The 15,534-nt window shown below is 51.9% G+C and carries 16 protein-coding genes; 1 reads left to right on the top strand and 15 read right to left on the bottom strand.

The window, feature by feature from the left end; translation table 11 throughout:
- The first annotated feature begins 614 nt into the window (after nucleotides 1–614).
- On the top strand, nucleotides 615–1,178 hold the full coding sequence (locus tag AB2U10_RS02880; protein ID WP_367915456.1) for a DUF1697 domain-containing protein: 564 nt from the start codon (nucleotides 615–617) through the stop codon (nucleotides 1,176–1,178).
- Between the two features lie 6 nt (nucleotides 1,179–1,184).
- Here AB2U10_RS02880 and AB2U10_RS02875 read toward each other — a convergent pair whose 3' ends face one another.
- The 15 genes from AB2U10_RS02875 to AB2U10_RS02805 all read right to left on the bottom strand — a co-directional run bounded on the left by AB2U10_RS02875 (nucleotide 1,185) and on the right by AB2U10_RS02805 (nucleotide 15,504).
- Nucleotides 1,185–1,523 (bottom strand): DUF2149 domain-containing protein, encoded by a 339-nt coding sequence (locus AB2U10_RS02875; RefSeq protein ID WP_367915457.1) that lies wholly within the window; start codon nucleotides 1,521–1,523, stop codon nucleotides 1,185–1,187.
- Nucleotides 1,498–2,100: a MotA/TolQ/ExbB proton channel family protein gene (locus AB2U10_RS02870; protein WP_367915458.1), complete on the bottom strand. Its 603-nt coding sequence runs from the start codon at nucleotides 2,098–2,100 to the stop codon at nucleotides 1,498–1,500. Before AB2U10_RS02870 ends, AB2U10_RS02875 begins: the two co-directional genes overlap by 26 nt.
- A complete protein-coding gene (locus AB2U10_RS02865; protein WP_367915459.1) occupies nucleotides 2,088–2,774 on the bottom strand; it encodes a hypothetical protein in 687 nt (228 codons plus the stop codon). The genes AB2U10_RS02870 and AB2U10_RS02865 overlap by 13 nt, the downstream gene beginning before the upstream one ends.
- Entirely contained in the window at nucleotides 2,771–7,093 is a 4,323-nt protein-coding gene (locus AB2U10_RS02860) for a cobaltochelatase subunit CobN (RefSeq protein WP_367915460.1), read from the bottom strand. The genes AB2U10_RS02865 and AB2U10_RS02860 overlap by 4 nt, the downstream gene beginning before the upstream one ends.
- On the bottom strand, nucleotides 7,090–8,127 hold the full coding sequence (locus AB2U10_RS02855) for an HmuY family protein (protein ID WP_367915461.1): 1,038 nt from the start codon (nucleotides 8,125–8,127) through the stop codon (nucleotides 7,090–7,092). Before AB2U10_RS02855 ends, AB2U10_RS02860 begins: the two co-directional genes overlap by 4 nt.
- A gap of 12 nt (nucleotides 8,128–8,139) precedes the next feature.
- Nucleotides 8,140–10,389, bottom strand: a complete 2,250-nt coding sequence (locus AB2U10_RS02850) for a TonB-dependent receptor (RefSeq protein WP_367915462.1) — start codon at nucleotides 10,387–10,389, stop codon at nucleotides 8,140–8,142.
- Between the two features lie 162 nt (nucleotides 10,390–10,551).
- A complete protein-coding gene (locus AB2U10_RS02845) occupies nucleotides 10,552–10,875 on the bottom strand; it encodes a rhodanese-like domain-containing protein (RefSeq protein ID WP_367915463.1) in 324 nt (107 codons plus the stop codon).
- Nucleotides 10,876–10,885: 10 nt separating this feature from the next.
- The gene (locus tag AB2U10_RS02840) at nucleotides 10,886–11,653 is read right to left on the bottom strand and encodes a YggS family pyridoxal phosphate-dependent enzyme (protein WP_367915464.1); all 768 of its coding nucleotides are present in this window, start codon (nucleotides 11,651–11,653) and stop codon (nucleotides 10,886–10,888) included.
- Nucleotides 11,654–11,665: 12 nt separating this feature from the next.
- Nucleotides 11,666–12,286, bottom strand: a complete 621-nt coding sequence (locus AB2U10_RS02835; protein ID WP_367915465.1) for a MarR family winged helix-turn-helix transcriptional regulator — start codon at nucleotides 12,284–12,286, stop codon at nucleotides 11,666–11,668.
- Nucleotides 12,287–12,348: 62 nt separating this feature from the next.
- On the bottom strand, nucleotides 12,349–12,582 hold the full coding sequence (locus tag AB2U10_RS02830; RefSeq protein ID WP_367915466.1) for a thioredoxin family protein: 234 nt from the start codon (nucleotides 12,580–12,582) through the stop codon (nucleotides 12,349–12,351).
- A gap of 131 nt (nucleotides 12,583–12,713) precedes the next feature.
- Nucleotides 12,714–13,085, bottom strand: a complete 372-nt coding sequence (locus AB2U10_RS02825; protein WP_367915467.1) for a DoxX family protein — start codon at nucleotides 13,083–13,085, stop codon at nucleotides 12,714–12,716.
- A 56-nt stretch (nucleotides 13,086–13,141) separates the two neighbouring features.
- Entirely contained in the window at nucleotides 13,142–13,603 is a 462-nt protein-coding gene (locus AB2U10_RS02820; RefSeq protein ID WP_367915468.1) for an SRPBCC family protein, read from the bottom strand.
- A complete protein-coding gene (locus AB2U10_RS02815; protein WP_367915469.1) occupies nucleotides 13,604–13,918 on the bottom strand; it encodes an ArsR/SmtB family transcription factor in 315 nt (104 codons plus the stop codon).
- 124 nt (nucleotides 13,919–14,042) lie between these two features.
- Nucleotides 14,043–14,264: a ferredoxin gene (locus tag AB2U10_RS02810; protein ID WP_367915470.1), complete on the bottom strand. Its 222-nt coding sequence runs from the start codon at nucleotides 14,262–14,264 to the stop codon at nucleotides 14,043–14,045.
- Nucleotides 14,257–15,504, bottom strand: a complete 1,248-nt coding sequence (locus tag AB2U10_RS02805) for a peptidase U32 family protein (protein WP_367915471.1) — start codon at nucleotides 15,502–15,504, stop codon at nucleotides 14,257–14,259. Before AB2U10_RS02805 ends, AB2U10_RS02810 begins: the two co-directional genes overlap by 8 nt.
- Between the last annotated feature and the right edge of the window lie 30 nt (nucleotides 15,505–15,534).

Raw genomic sequence — 15,534 nt, 5'->3', positions numbered from 1 at the left:
GTTTTATAAAGAAGATCAAATCTATGTATCTATTGTGGTGTGGAAATAGTTCGTAACATGAGTTACTAAATAGATTTATTAACCACATAGGTTTTATAAAGAAGATCAAATCTATGTATCTATTGTGGTTTGGAAATAGTTCGTAACATGCGTTACTAAATAGATTTATTAACCACATAGATTTTATAAATAAGATCAAATCTATGTATCTATTGTGGTGTGGAAATAGTTCGTAACATGAGTTACTAAATAGATTTATTAACCACATAGATTTTATAAAGAAGATCAAATCTATGTATCTATTGTGGTGTGGAAATAGTTCGTAACATGCGTTACTAAATAGATTTATTAACCAAATAGGCTTTATAAAGAAGATCAAATCTATGTATCTATTGTGGTTTGGAAATAGTTCGTAACATGCGTTACTAAATAGATTTATTAACCACATAGGTTTTATAAAGAAGATCAAATCTATGTATCTATTGTGGTGTGGAAATAGTTCGTAACATGAGTTACTAAATAGATTTATTAACCACATAGGTTTTATAAAGAAGATCAAATCTATGTATCTATTGTGGTGTGGAAATAGTTCGTAACATGAGTTACTAATAAAAATGAAAAAAATATCTGCCTCATCGGATTCTGCCTCCAGCCTTAGATTCTGCGCTTTCCTGCGAGGCGTGAACGTAAAAGGAACGGCCATGAAAATGGCAGAAGTGTGCACCGTATTTGAAAAGGCGGGCATGGAAAAGGTTTCTGCGGTGCTGGCTTCCGGCAATATCGTGTTTTCATCCGGCAAAACTGCGGAAGAGCTGAGGCCGGTGCTGGAAAAGGCCATGGCGGAGCATTTCCGTTACGAAGCATTCCTTTTTGTGAAGGACCAAAGTGAAATAGAAACCATTTTCAGGCTCAATCCCTTTGAGATTCATCCTGAATTTCACATTTACGCTTTTGTGGGGATCGGGGGGATTGAAAAAATCCTGGCGGAGGTGTTTGAAAAGTCGGTGAAAGCAGCAGGGGAGGAAGGCCGGGTTGTTGAAAATCATTTCTACTGGCGCGTGTCCAAAGGCAGTACGCTGGATTCTGATTTCGGGAAAATATTGGGCAGAAAGAACCTGAAAGATGCTTTTACTTCGCGGAATCTGAATACTTTTGAAAAGGTACTTAAGAAAATGTAAAGCCGTTTATTCCGGCACATAAATGATCTCCCCGTTTTCCAGCTGGTAGGCGGTTCCTACGCGTTTTCCCTGCGACTTGTTCTTGTCTGTGGGGCTGTCGGAGGCTTTGTATTTCTCGATTTTGTTGCCTTTTTTGACAATGATCTCCATGTTTTCCGTGCCGGGATTTTTCACCATGTTAAAATCTTCTTTAGACATCAGCTCGGTCATGCCCAGCTTACTGACCAGTGCCACCATCAGCGCTACGGCAAACACCAGGGAGAAGTCAAAGAGATTGGCTACCGCCGCAATGGGGTCCAGGGCTTCATCGTTGGTTTTCTTAAACCGTCTTTTTCTGTTTCTCATCTATAATTTCATTTACAAATTCAAGATTGGCGAGGTCTTCGTTATGCCACCGCTGTTTAATTTGCAGGGTCAGGAAGCCGATACCCCCTATCACCAGGCCGATGATGGTGGAGGCAAAACCCTCTTGCATGTTTTGGGCTATGGAGCTCAGATCGCCGTTCGTAAGGCCCACCAGGGCGGGCTGTATGGGGATCAGCGTTCCCATTAAGCCCAGGATAGGGCCTACTTTGGAGAGCGTGCGGGAGAGGTCAAGGTCTTTCTCCGAAGCCAGCTCAAAATCAGCCAGGATTTTCTCGCGGTGCACTTTGGACTCCTCATAGGTAAGAAGCCGGTCGAGGGAAGCCGTATAAAGGGAATTGCGGTGGGTGTTACTTTCTTCCAGCTGGCGCAGTCCGCCGGGGGTAAGGTCCCGGAGAACCGGGCTCAGCCTTTTATTATTTTTCAGTCGGTTTACATAGAACCCGTAAAACCCGCCCAGCAGCAGCACGCCCCGGATAAAAAGGAAGATAAGGGTGAGCACGGTGGGCACCAGCAGCCCGGTAGAGATCCAGTAGATGATTTTGTTCAGTATTTCCATTTATTCTTTTTGATTTGATGTCCTAAATACCCTAGTATACCCAGGGAAAGGGTCAGCGCCAGGGTCATTACCAGGGGCTTCAGATCGGGAAAGTGGCTTTCCCGGCTGGGAACGGGGATGTCAAAGCCGGCCGTCAGCAGGCAGGCCGTGACGATCTGTAAAAAGTGCAGGAGCAGTTTTAGCTCCAGGCGGAGGTCTTTCTCCGGTAAAATGCGCCTTATGAGGATAGGGACAGCCGCAAATAGCAGGAATATGCCGGCTGCTATGCTGAGGGCCAGGGCGGTAAACGACATGTCCAGCCCCTGGAAAAATACGAGTGTTTCCAATAGCGCAATGGCCGGGAGAACAGAGGGGCCCACCAGGTAAAAAGAGCGTTGCTGCCCTTTACCGATGGGCTCACCGTGGAGTTTCCGGAGCTGAAGCAGGCCGGATGTCAGCAGCAGCATCCCTTCTGCAATCAGGAAGATGGCCAGCCCCTGCGCTATTTCGGGGCTGTGCAGGTAGGCGGAGACGGTCTGGCTGTTTTGCTGAATGGCATAAGGATAAAACCAATAGGCAAAGATGGCCAGTGCCAGGCTTGACAGTACGGACAGCCCCTTTTGCGGCAGCAGGGAAATATGCAGCCAGAAACCGAGCGTGCTGAGCAGCATCAACAGATAAATAACTTCCCTCATGTTCCGCTCTGCTTACGTTTCCGGATAAACCAGAAGAGACCGGCAGCCAGCAGCAGGATCAGCGCCACGCCGTACCGGGTTCCGGTTTCTGGGGAGATTTTGTTCTCCGGCTTATCGGGCCGCGGCTCTTCGGTTTTCTTCAGGGTGACAGAGGCATCGGTTCCGGCGGCTTTGGCCGTTCCGGCGGCATCAATGGCCCGGTTATAGTCGGCTTTATCCGCGCCTGACAACCGCTTATCAATGAATGAGCGGAGGGCGGTATTGTTACACACAAACCCCGAGCAACCGGCGCCGTGCTGCCTGACCTGGGCCAGGTGGAGCTCCGTGATCTCCCGGACCTGCTGCTCGCTGGCTTTCCAGTACCCTTTCCGCACGGTTTCCAGCATTACAGCGGTCATTTCTTCCAGTGCAAAAGGATTCTCCCGCTCAAAGAACGAGCGGATGCCGAGGTTCCCGGTGTCTTTGATGTAGACGTCGTGAAGCTGGTTCCATAGTTCGCCGTCTACCGCCTCCGGTTTCATCACGTTCCAGCCGTAGGTGTTCCGGAAGGTCTCTGCCAGCTTTTCCGCTGATGAGGCCCCGCCGCCGGCCAGTTCGCTGATGTATTTGGGGTTCAACAGGGTAGAGCGGGCCTCTACCCAAATGGCTTCTTTGATGTTCTGGATGCGGGCGTGGGAAGGATTCCGGAAGTCGTTAAAGAATACATCGGCCTCTTTCCCGGTGGCGGTTTTGACGGCCAGGTTCAGTCCGCCGGCAAACTCGTACACGTGATCCAGGCTCAATGCGCCCCAGGTGTTCGACTCCCGTGGCTGAACGATGGCTTCGGTGTTCTGAAGTGCCGCTTCAAATACCCCTTCCCGGTAATAGGCCCAGCGGTCGGAGTCGTCATAAACGGCCCCCATGTTATTCAGGTAGGTCTTGCCCACTTCGGTATCGGATGTCCAGGAATCGCCTTTTTCCACCATTCCCATGATGCCCGTGCCGTAGTTGCCGTTAGCGCCGCCAAATACCCGGAGGGTGGCCAGCTCCCGCGCTTCCTGGGGCGAGATGCCTTTGGCTATCATGCTCTTTTCGGCTGTCAGAACGCCTGATTTCACGAAGTTGTCCTCTCCATCGCCCGCTTCCGTAGCCATTTTTACGGCTACATTGATCAGTTTCAGGCGGGAAGCGGCGAGGTCACGCAGCTGCCCGGCGGTCTGCACCACCACATCTATCCGGGGACGTTTTAGCTCAGCCTGCGGGATCAGGCGGATATCCTGTACCCGGCCAAAGGGATCCCGCACAGGTTCCACGCCCAGCAGCCAGAACACCTGGCCCAGCATGGCGCCTTCAGTCTGGATAAAGTCACCGGGCCAGAGGGTAAATGCTACTTTTTTAGGGTAAGTGCCGTGTGTTTTCAGGTGATTTTCCAGGAGGGAGTTGCCCAGCATTTTGCCTACCTCCCAGCCTTCGGCTGACGGGGTCTTTTCCGCATCGATGGAAAACAGGTTACGCCCGGTGGGAATGGCAGCGGGAGTGGCTATGGGGTCACCGCCGGGCGACGGGCTGATATAGCCTCCGCTGAGGGCGGTGAGAATGCCCGTAAACTCGGCTTCAGTGCTGCTTTTGAGGGCTTCCCGGTACGAGCGGATGTTGGTCACAGCATTTTCGATGGTCAGTACGGCGGTAGCAAATTCCTTTTCCCGGGCATCCGGTACAGCTTTGGGCCGGTGAGACGGGCCGGCTCCGGGGATGGGCCGTTCGGAGGATGTGACGGAAGTTTCGCTTCTTTCCCGGTTATTCTGTAGGGTCCTAGATTGCGGAAGAGAGGGTTTTTCCGGAGTAGGATGTTTTGACGTAGGAGTGTTATCCACCTCTTTTTCTCCGGGATGAGTAGAGGTTTTGGCTGTCGGCCGGGCCGGGGTGCCTGCCGTATTCTTAGCTCCTGCATGCTGTGCAATGCCCGGGCGGCCTCCGGGGTGCCCGGCCGGCTGTACGGCATTCGCTTCCTGCCACTGATGTGCCCGCTTCCGGTCGCTTTCTGCGATTACCTGATCCGCGGAAAGACTACCGTTCAGGGCCCGGTCAATGATCTGCCGGGCTTTTTGGGTATATATTTTGTTGAACCAGACTTTGTCGTCGGTCTTCGATGCCGGGATACGACCCTTGATAACGTCCAGCCTGGCAAACGAGTAGGCCAGCGGGTCAAGGGCCATCAGCATGACCGTATTATTCAGCTGTTGGGTGGTATAGGGTTTGCCCAGGGTATAGAGGCCGCCGGTGACCTTTTCATTGGCTATTTCTTCCACCAGGTTGGCCAGCTGGCGGCATTGTTCCGGCGTCAGGTCCCGGGTATCGTCCTGCAGGCCGAGGTCTTTGTACAGTTTTAGCTTACGGGCACGCTCTGAAATGGTTTTGGTATAGGCGTGCTGCATGGCCGGATCTTCCAAAGCAGAAAAGGTATGCAGCTGCTGCTCCAGGGCACCCAGCTCATCGTAAGCACCGCTCTCCATGAGCGGCGGGGTAAGGTAGCTGATCGTAGTGGCGTACGTGCGGCGCTTGGCCATCATGGCCTCGCCCACGTTGGAGATGGTATATACGTAAAAATGAGGTGTATTCCCGATGAGCGCATCCGGCCAGTCAGACCCGGATAGGGCGATCTGCTTGCCGGGAGTAAATTCCAGGCTGCCGTGGGTGCCGAAATGGAGAATAGCATCGGCTTTAAAGGCATTGCGGGTCCACAGGTAGCTGGCCAGGTAGGGGTGCGGGGGTGCTTCTTTGGCTCCATGTACCAGGCTGTTCGTATTGCTGCCTATGCCCGGTAAAGGTTGGGGAAGCAGAACCACATTACCGAATTGTATCCGCGAAACTGCAATGTAGTCTTTGCCGTCTTTGGAAAGCGACAAATAGCTTCCCGGCGCCTTTCCGTATTTTTCTTCCACCCGGTTCCAGAGCTCTTTCGGTAGTGCGGCTTTGGCCCAGGCTTCGTAGGTGCCGGCTTCCACCAGCTCGGGGTTAGCCGTGCGGATGTACCGGGCCACCGATCCTTCTGCGTAAGGAGCCAGCACCGAACCGTTTTGCAGGATCAGCTGCCACAGCTCTTTTTCGCTAGCCGGAAGCCCCGTGAGGTTGTAACCTTCTGCCTGCAGCCTTTTCAGCAGGTGAAACAGGCTGGGTACCACTTCCATGTTAGCGGCTACCATGGAGTTCAGCCCGGGACCTTTAAAGTAGTAGATCGCGATTTTTTTACCGGCGTTGCTTTTCTTTTTCAGGGCAATGTATTTTGCCACCATGTCGGAAAACGCTTCTAAACGCCCGGGAATGGCGCGGAACGACAGGAAATTATTTTCATCGCGGTACTGGGCCACAATGGCGTATGGATTAACGGCGCCGTCCAGCTCGGGCAGGGTGACACTCATGGTCAGGAGGGCGCCATTCATGCCCTGCGGATCTTTCACCCATTTATCGTATTCGGTAAATACGCTCAAGGGAGCCAGCAGGGGAACTTTGTTTTCGCGGAGCCATTGCTGCGCTTCTGCTGCTTCACCCTGGGTAAGCCGGCCGTGAGGCATCATGATGGCCACATCCGGCCGGATCTGCTTCAGCCAGGCCAGCCGTTTGCTGACCGAGGCAATGGGGTAGACGTTCATACCCCGGCTACTGAGCGACTTAATGATGGCTTCCAGGTGCTCACGGTTCGAATTAAACGGGCCCGGAACGGTGGTCAGCAAAACCACTTTGGGCGCGCCGGGCTTCAGGAAGCCCTTTTCGGTGCCGTATTTTTCAAAGTCGGCGGGGTTTTCAAAAAGTACGGTTTCGTCGATATGGAAAAATACGTCCGGCGGAATGGGGTGAGGCTTCTCCCAGGTGCCGGTAAAAAACGTTTTGCCGTCGAGGCTCTCCCTGACGTAGCTGAGCAGGTTTTTGTAGTTCCGGTTGCCGCCGTACCGGAAGTAGTCCGTAATGTAGCTGAGGTCACGGCCTTCCAGGTTGGTCACGTCGATATCCGGGTTGGTGGTGCCTTCCATGTAGAGAGCTGCTCCTGATTTTTTGAGGGTCTCCACCTGTTCCGGTTTGAGGCTGAAACCCCTTCCGAACAGGAAAACGGCAGTGTAGTTTCCTGCCTTTTCCAGCCGGTCTGTTTCCAGTACCTCCAGGTGGATAAAGCGGCTATCGTTTGCCTTTTTGATCCGGGACAGCTGGAATTCAGGATAATTCACAAAGGCGATCCGTGTGGGCGCCAGGTATTTCCTGTACTGGGTGAAGGCCAGGGTGAGCGCCACCAGGACCGCTAACCCGGTCCCGGTGGCTTTACCGTATTTTTTAAAGAATGATTTCATTGAAGCTCATTGTACTGGAAAGAAGGGTACCCTGAGGTGATATCAGGTCCGCCCTTAAAGGTCAGGAATTTCATTTTGTAGACCCGGCCTTCCGCATCCTGTATCATGTAGGTCTTCCAGTCGTATACCTTGTAGTTGGCCTGGGCGTGCGGCTGCAGGATCTGCCACCAGGATTTCCCGATGACAGAGGCATCTGTTGTCGGGGATAAGGCCTGGAAGTCGGCTTTGGTCAGCACGTCGTATTTGCTTTCTGATGAAGCCACATTGTTGATGGGAGCAGTGGGCAGGTCGCTGGCGGCCAGGTCAGCCGCCGGGTTATGAACCGCCACCTGTACGTTTTCAAAGCGGTTGGTCAGGAAGCCCACGCTTACCACATAGCTGCCCGGAGGGCCGCCGCCCGGCTGGGTGATGCCTGTGGCTACAATATCCCATTTGCCTTTCTCGGGCTCTACGTCAACCACGGTACTATTGATGAGCGAGAAATAGGTAAAGTTGGTTTTGGTATTGACCGGGATCTCCACGGTTTTGTCTTCCGTACCGTCGAGGTTGGCATAGCGGAGGGTGTATTTTCCGTTGGAAAATCCTTCCACCCTGAATTTTTTAAAGCCCAGGCTGACCGCTGAAGTGGGCGGGTTCAGGCCCAGGTTGATCACGTAGGTCTTGCCCTGCCAGTCGCCTACAGCGGTTTTGGTCAGATCCAGGCTGATGTCGTCGTACCTGAGGCCCGTAGCAGGTACCTGGGTGGTGGAGGCGAAATCAGTGGTTACGGCATACACACCGGTCTTTTTGGCAAAATTTGACCGGACGGCAGTGCCGCCCGAGCTTTGGAAGGCCAGGTCCCAGCTGTTGGCGGGCCGCACCACAGCTGTGCCTTCACTGAGGTCAAAGTAGACCTGGTTAGCGTAGTCACTGCCCATTTCGGCGGTTTTGGTGCCTTCTGCCAGCTTGATCTCGGTAAAAGGCTCATCTTTGCTACAGGCATTCAGGAGCAGCACGGCGCTTGCCAGAAGTGAAAATCTGAATTTTTGGGTCATGAAAGTTAACGGTTAAAAACTGTAATAAATCTTAGTGAAAAATTGCCGGCCCTGGGCTATGGGGAGCGAGGGCTTGAAACCCGACCGTACTACCAGTCCCTCGCTTCCTTCCCCGGTCTGTACCACGTTCGTGACATCCAGCAGGTTACGGGCACCCAGGGTTACAAACAGCCTGTCGCCCCAGAAGGGCCGCGAGGCTGAAAGATCCACGAGTGTATAGGCACCTAGGGTACGGTCCAGCAGCTGGTTGTCAGCCGACAGGGAGAACTGGGCCATGGGGCCATTGTATTTGTAGAAGAGGTTCAGCTTGATCTTTGATGCGGTAAGGGCGTAAGAGACATTACCGTTGGCTTCAAAGCTGTAGAACCGGGTGCTCAGCGATTTGGAGCCCGAACGCTCCAGCAGCCCGAAGCCGGGCCGGATCATCAGCCGGCTGCCCTGCGCGTACGAGAGGTTCAGGTTAAAGCCGCGGGTCATGAATTCGGGAATGTTGGCATAGGTTTTGGCTACATTGACATTCTGACGCGACGGATCCATCAGGCTGCGGTCTTTATCGACCAGCTCTATTTTGCGCTCGATCCGGTTAACATAGGTCATCAGCTGGATACCCAGGCGGTGGCTTTCGGTGCCGAAGGTGTATTTGCCCGACAGGATGTAGTTATCGGCAATTTCGGGTTGCAGGGCAGGGTTGCCGTTAATGCTGTGATTGGCATCCTGGAAGTCCCAGAACAGCTCACGCAGCGAGGGTGCCCGGAAACCTTTGGCATAGGAAGCCCGCAGGTTAAGAGCCCTGCTCACCTCATATTTGAGATTCAGCGAGGGAATGACGGGCAGCCCGGTATCCAGGAAATTGATTTCGCGGGTATTGTACCGGGAGTTGTAGGTGTAGCGGAAACCGGGCTGGATTTCTAATTTTCTGAAAGGCTTTATGTTCAGGCTGCCAAAAATGCCGATGTCGTTCACGGAAGTACCGAGCGAGTCAACCGTATCTCCGGCCGAATTATTGAGGTTTACATCATACCCGACCTGGAAACTCAGTCCGGAACCGGTATAGCTGTAGGCACCCCGGAACAGCCAGGAGCTGAATTCCGTGCTTCGGCGGGAAGTACGCTTACGGGTTTCATCGGATACGTTCACCAGGTAGTTTTCGCTGATGCGGTCATAGTACTGGTACCCGGCGATCATATCGATGTACGACCGGGAGCTGCTTCCCGGCTTCCCGTTCAGGAAAATGTTCGAGTTAAAGCGGTTAGTGGTGAAGGCGTTATCGGTGGCGGTCAGGTACTGGAAGCCCGGGTCGGGGTTGCCTTTGCTCACCTGGGTTTCGCGAAACTGGTTATGCAGGAGCCCGTAGTTCAGGTTTCCGGTGCGTTTTACCCATTTGAAGTTGCCGAAATACTGGGTGGATGGATTCCAGAGCTTGTTACGGGGCTGGTCATCGGGCGAAAAGCCGATGAACTGGTTGCGTCCGCCGGAAAGCGAGAGCTTGCTGCCGTCGCGGAGGTTGGTGCCGATACTGGCGTCCACATTGTATTTGCCCACCGTTTCATAGTAGGCATTCACCCCGCTCTGCAGCCTTTTGCCGTCAGGCAGCTGCCTGGAGATGATGTTTACGGTACCGGCCAGCGCATTGGTGCCGTATTGAACAGAAAGAGGGCCTTCAATGACTTCTATCCGCTCCACCTGGTTCATGTTCAGCTGGTTCAGGTCAAATTCATTGGCTTCGCCGGAAATGAGCGGCACGCCGTCCATCAGTATTTTTACGTTCTGCCCGGTAAGCCCCTGGAGAATGATGTTGCTCCCCAGCACGTTATCGTTGACAACGCGCGCATTGAGCTCCATGCTCAGGATGTCGGTCAGGTTTACGGCGCCGCGGGCGGCAATATGGCCTGCATTGAAGACTTTTACGTTATAGAGCGAGCGCGATTTTTCGGTAGGGGTGAACTGGCCGGTGACCACTACCTCGTCGAGCCCGGCGGCAGATGCCCTGAGCCTGACGGTTTCATCGGCTCCGGGAGAGAGGCTTATTTTTTCAGGATGATACCCTACAAACGACAGGCTGACGGTGGTTGGTCCGTCGAGGCGGAGGCGGATAATACCTTCTGAGTCGGCCAGTGCTCCTGACGAGCCGGCCCATGCGGCATTCACCCCGGCCAGCGCCTGGCCGGTTTCTGCATCCAGCACCCGGATCAGGGCATTTTGGGCAATTGCCTGTGATAAGCCGGTACAAAACAGTAGCCAGGTTAAAATGCGTAATTTCATGAATGCAGGCCGGGTTATAAATTTACAAATGCATCAATGTTGCAAATGTAAAATGACATTTTCTTATATGCAACAACGTTGCAAAATATCTTTTGAAATGTCTTTTCCCGGCCGGCGGGAATAGCCGTAAAGAGGACAGGGCCTGTGAGAACTCCCCGGGTTTTATTCGGGCTTTAAGGAAGAGACCCCGTTCAGGAGGGAGTACACTTTTACGCCGGGAAGGAGGCTTTCTGCCAGCCCGGCTGCGCGGGTACTTTTATTTCCCGAAGTACAGTAGAAAATAAGTTCATTATACGATTCGAGTTCGGGCGAGTGGCTTTCCAACTGGTCAATGGGAATGTTTTTCCCGCCGATATTGAAGTGTTGGTGTTTTTCTTCTGTGCGTACATCGATCAGCGCGACCCCGGGCTGCTTTAATTTTTCCTGGACTTCCGGCCAGCTGAGCTGCGGGATGGAAGAGAGGAGATTTTCAGATGAATCAGACATAACTTAAGATTTATTTTGCATTTTCGTTCCAATAATAGCTGTCAGGGGTAGAGCGCTGGCCAAAGATGGCGGTACCTACCCGTACCATAGTGGCTCCTTCAGCTATGGCCGTTTCCAGGTCACCGCTCATGCCCATAGACAACTCCTGCATTTCCACACCGGGTACTTTCAGCGCCAGAATTTCCTGCTGAATTTTTTTAAGCAGCCGGAAGCATTTCCGCACCTGTTCAGTATCTGCACTGAACAGCCCGATGGTCATCAGGCCTTTTATCTTCAGGGTTTCCAGCTGAGCTACCTGCTTTACGAGGGTGCCGGCCTGGTCAGGGCTGATCCCGAACTTACTTTCTTCGCCTGAGGTATTGACCTGGATCAATACCTCTAAAGTTTTGTGTCCGGCCAGCAGGCGCTGGTGCAGCTTTTCGGCCAGTTCCAGCCGGTCAAGCGATTGCAGGCACGAAACATCGTATTTTAAAAGGTCTTTGACCTTATTGGTTTGCAGGTGGCCGATAAAATGATTGGTATGCGGAATTTCCTTCAGGGCCTCATATTTTTCTTTCAGCTCCTGTATTTTATTTTCCGCAATCAGGGTATGCCCTGCCTGCAAAGCCGTTTTTATACGTTCGGGCGGAACGGTTTTCGTGGCCAGAAGCAACTTTACTTCACCGGGGTCTCTGCCGTTATCCCGGCAGGCTTTACTGATTCTTTCCCGTATGCGGGTGATGTTGTTTACAATATCGTTCATATATATCGTTCCCGGTAGTTGGTTCCGGGTGGTCATTCGTTCTTATTGTTAATGGGTGTCCGAGCTTAACAGGTGTTCGGGGCAATCCACCCGCAGATCCCGGGTGTGCAGGGGCTGATTCAGGAGGGTACAGAAATGCTTCCTTCCTGCCCCGGATGACCTGTAATACGAGCAGGTCATGCACATTCGCTGAATAGTAATCACTTCTGCCCGGTTTAAATGGCGTATTATGTTCAGCAGGCTCAAAAGCAGGTTTTCTTTATCGTCCGGGTGCAGGTGGTCAATCGGTTTACGGATCTCCCGGGTGAAAAGCGACGTTTTACCGGCAATTTCTTCACCTTTCGGGGTCAGGTGAATAACATAGCTTCTTGTATCATGCGGTTCATACGTTTTGGTGATCAGGTCTTTTTGCTCCAGTGTTTTGATGGTGTCGCTGATGGTGGCTTTGGTCATGTTAAACTCTGTGGCCAGGTAGCTCACCTTTCTTTTTTCAGGACTGTGGTACAGCAGGAAAATGAGTACCTGTACCTGGATAGGGCTAAGAGAAAATGCTTTGCTTTCCTGCCACAGCAGAACCCGGAAAGCCTGGGCTATCCTTTCAAGAGAGGCTACTATTTTGCTCTCCACATGCCGGTTCTGGTGCGAGAGATCAAAATCTGATTTGTTCATTGAGCAAGAGGTAAAATGCCTCATAAAGTTAGTGATCCTAACTTTATGAGGCAAATTTTTTTTTAACCTTTTACGTCGGCCATTGATGCACCAAAGTTAATGTGAAGCACATTCCCGTTAGGCGTTACCAGGGCCGGAACCGATTTTACTCCCGCATTTTCTGCTTCTGCAATGCGGTTACGGTCTTCACCCAGGTGGACTACTTCTACCTGGTCTTCCCCGATAAGGGTGATAACATCGTGCTCGGCACTAACACATACCGGGCAACCCGCGTGATAAAAAACTGATTTTGCCATGATTTTACTATTTAAATGATGCTTTGGTGATATTACCGGTACAAATATAGTTAGGATAACTAACTATATCAATAAGAGTTGTAATATTTTTGGCTGAAACAGGAAGAGGGGCATCCGTCGATGCCCCTCTTTTAAGGATTTAATTTCCGGTCTGCCGGCCTGAAATACCATGAAATGACGGTCAGGATAAGCAGCAGGGAGGGGCCGAAATAGCTGACGGGGGCATCGCCTACCGCTGCGTGGGAAAACAGGGCTCCTGACATCACGAAGAAGAAGCCCGCATAGGCCCATTCTTTGAGCAGGGGAAATTTAGGGGCCAGTATGGCCATTACCCCCAGTAGCTTCCATACACCGATGATGGTCAGGAAATAGGCGGGGTAGCCAAGCAGCCCGGAGGTTTTTTCCACCTCTTCCTTCAGGGGAATCAGTTGAACAATGGCCGTGGAGGTCATTCCCAATGCCAGCCAGGCAGTAGCTCCCCAGTAGATGATCTTGTTTTTCATAAGGAATAACGTTTAGCCGTGAGCTGATGGTGTACAGTCCATCGCTCAGGGCTACTTTATATTTTTAATTTATTTGCAATTTCCTCTAAGCGGTTAAGGGCCATATTAAGGCCTTGTGCAAAGGGCATCTGGAGAAGTTGGTTCCTGAATTCCACCGACCGGAATACGATGTGTATGCTGAGCCTACTGGTGCTTTCGGTCAGTTTTTCGAACTCAAGGTATTCCAGTTGAACGGGAAAAGGCGTGTTTTCCATTTCAAATGTGCGGATGATCCTTTGGTTCGGAATAAACTCATGGATGGTTCCGTTTGCCCGGAAAACCACGTTTCCGCCGTGCGAGGTTTCAAACGCATACGAACCGTGCTTTTTATTTTCCAGCTTCAGTACTTTTGTGCCCATCCACTGTTCAAAAACCTCCGGATCTTCGTATCCCCTGAAAAGCAGCTCTACCGGCAGATCAAATTCCCGGGTGATGATAATCTCCTGTTTGCCGTCTTCGGCACTGACTTTTGTTTTCATTTATTTCAGGTTTTTAAGTAGGGTTTCCAATCGGTCAAAACGTTCCTCCCACAGTCCGCGGAACTGGTTCAGCCACTGGTCTATTTCTTTCATTTTCTCCGCTTCCAGCTGGTAGTAGATCTCCCGGCCCTGCTGCTTTTGAGTGACCAGTTCGCATTCCGTTAAAATCTGGAGGTGCTTGGATACCGCCTGCCGGCTGGTATCGAAATGCTCGGCCAGGGCATTAGGCGTCATGGCCTGCAGTGCGATAAGGGTAAGAATGGCCCGCCGGGTGGGGTCAGCTATGGCCTGGAAGATATCCCGTCTTGTTTTCATAACGCAAACATTTGATTGCAAATATAGATGCAATTATTTGATTGCGCAAATTTTGGGAATTAAAATTTGTTGTATTGCTATAATTTTGAAGACAGGGGCAGACGAGCGTTCCCCATGAAGTGGGTCACTCCATTTTAATGACATTCACCGGGCAGGCCCGCATGGCCCGCTCGTTTTCTTCCACCTCGTCAGGTCGGATGGAAACCTGGTAAACGCCTTTTTTCTCGATTCCGCCCAGCAGTACGGCTTTCCCGTCTTTTTTCGACATCCGCCAGCGTTCGTAGGCAATTTCCACACAGGCATTGCACCCGATACAGCGCTGCCGGTAATGAAAAAGCTTAGGCATGCGCTTCCACTATTTTGTAGAGCTTGTCGGAAGGACGGATCTTTTCGCTGATCTTCAACGATATGGTGTCTCCTTTTCCGGCTTTCTGCACGTCGTCTCCTGAGCCCAGGCGGATCTCTTCTGCCACAGCTTCTACCAGCCCGGTGGTAGGGCCGGTCACGATCAGCCGGTCGCCCACGTTGATATCGTGGCTTTCCAGGAGGAATTCACCTACCCCTATTTTATCGAAATATTTGACACCTTTGCCGATGTAGATCTTTTTGGTGGTGGCCACCGAACCGTGCACGTTGCTCCACTCGCCCATTTTACGGCCCAGGTAATAGCCATCCCAGAAACCACGGTTATACACCTCGCTGAGCTTTTCTTTCCAGGCTTCCACTTTTTCAGGGGTATAGGTGCCTTCTTCAAATGCGTCTACGGCTTCGCGGTAGCATTTTGTGGTGGTATATACGTAATCTGCCGCTCTGCCCCGGCCTTCAATTTTCAGCACGCGCACCCCTGCTTCCAGGATCTTATCCAGGAAATCAATGGTGCAAAGGTCTTTGGCCGACATGATGTATTCGTTATCGATCTGCAGCTCAATGCCCTCTTCATCGGTCACGGTATATTCCCGGCGGCAGTTCTGGATACAGGCTCCGCGGTTGGCCGAGGCATTGTGCGAGTGAAGGCTCAGGTAGCATTTCCCGGATACGGCCATGCAAAGTGCGCCGTGAGCGAAAATCTCAACCTGTATCAGCTCTCCTTTAGGCCCGCGGATATCGTTCCGTTCAATGGCTTTGACAATATCGCCTACCTGTTTCAGGGTAAGCTCACGGGCCATCACCATGACATCGGCATAGTCTGAAAAAAGCTCTACCGTTTCAATATTGGTAATGTTGGATTGCGTACTTACGTGCAGCTCCATGCCTACTTTGCGGCAGTAGTTCATCACGGCCAGGTCAGAAGCGATCACGGCGGTAATGCCTGCTTCTCTGGCCTTATCGATGATCCTGCGCATCAGCGAGATGTCGTGGTCGTAAATGATCGTATTTAACGTGATATAGCTTTTTACCCCGTTTTCATTGCACAGCCGGGCCACTTCGGGCAGGTCATCTACCAGGAAGTTATTGGTTTGCCGGGCGCGCATGTTCAATTGCTCCACACCAAAATACACGGAATCCGCTCCCGCTTTGATGGCGGCAACCATGGCGTCTTTTGACCCGGCAGGGGCCATCACCTCAAACTTTGTGCTTCTCTTCATTGACTTAACGGGATGCATTTTTTGCAAAAT

The organism is Leadbetterella sp. DM7, from assembly GCF_040829825.2.
Lineage (GTDB): Bacteria > Bacteroidota > Bacteroidia > Cytophagales > Spirosomataceae > Leadbetterella.
Note: the sequence above shows the minus strand (reverse complement) of the source record. Positions and strands in the feature narration are given on the sequence as shown.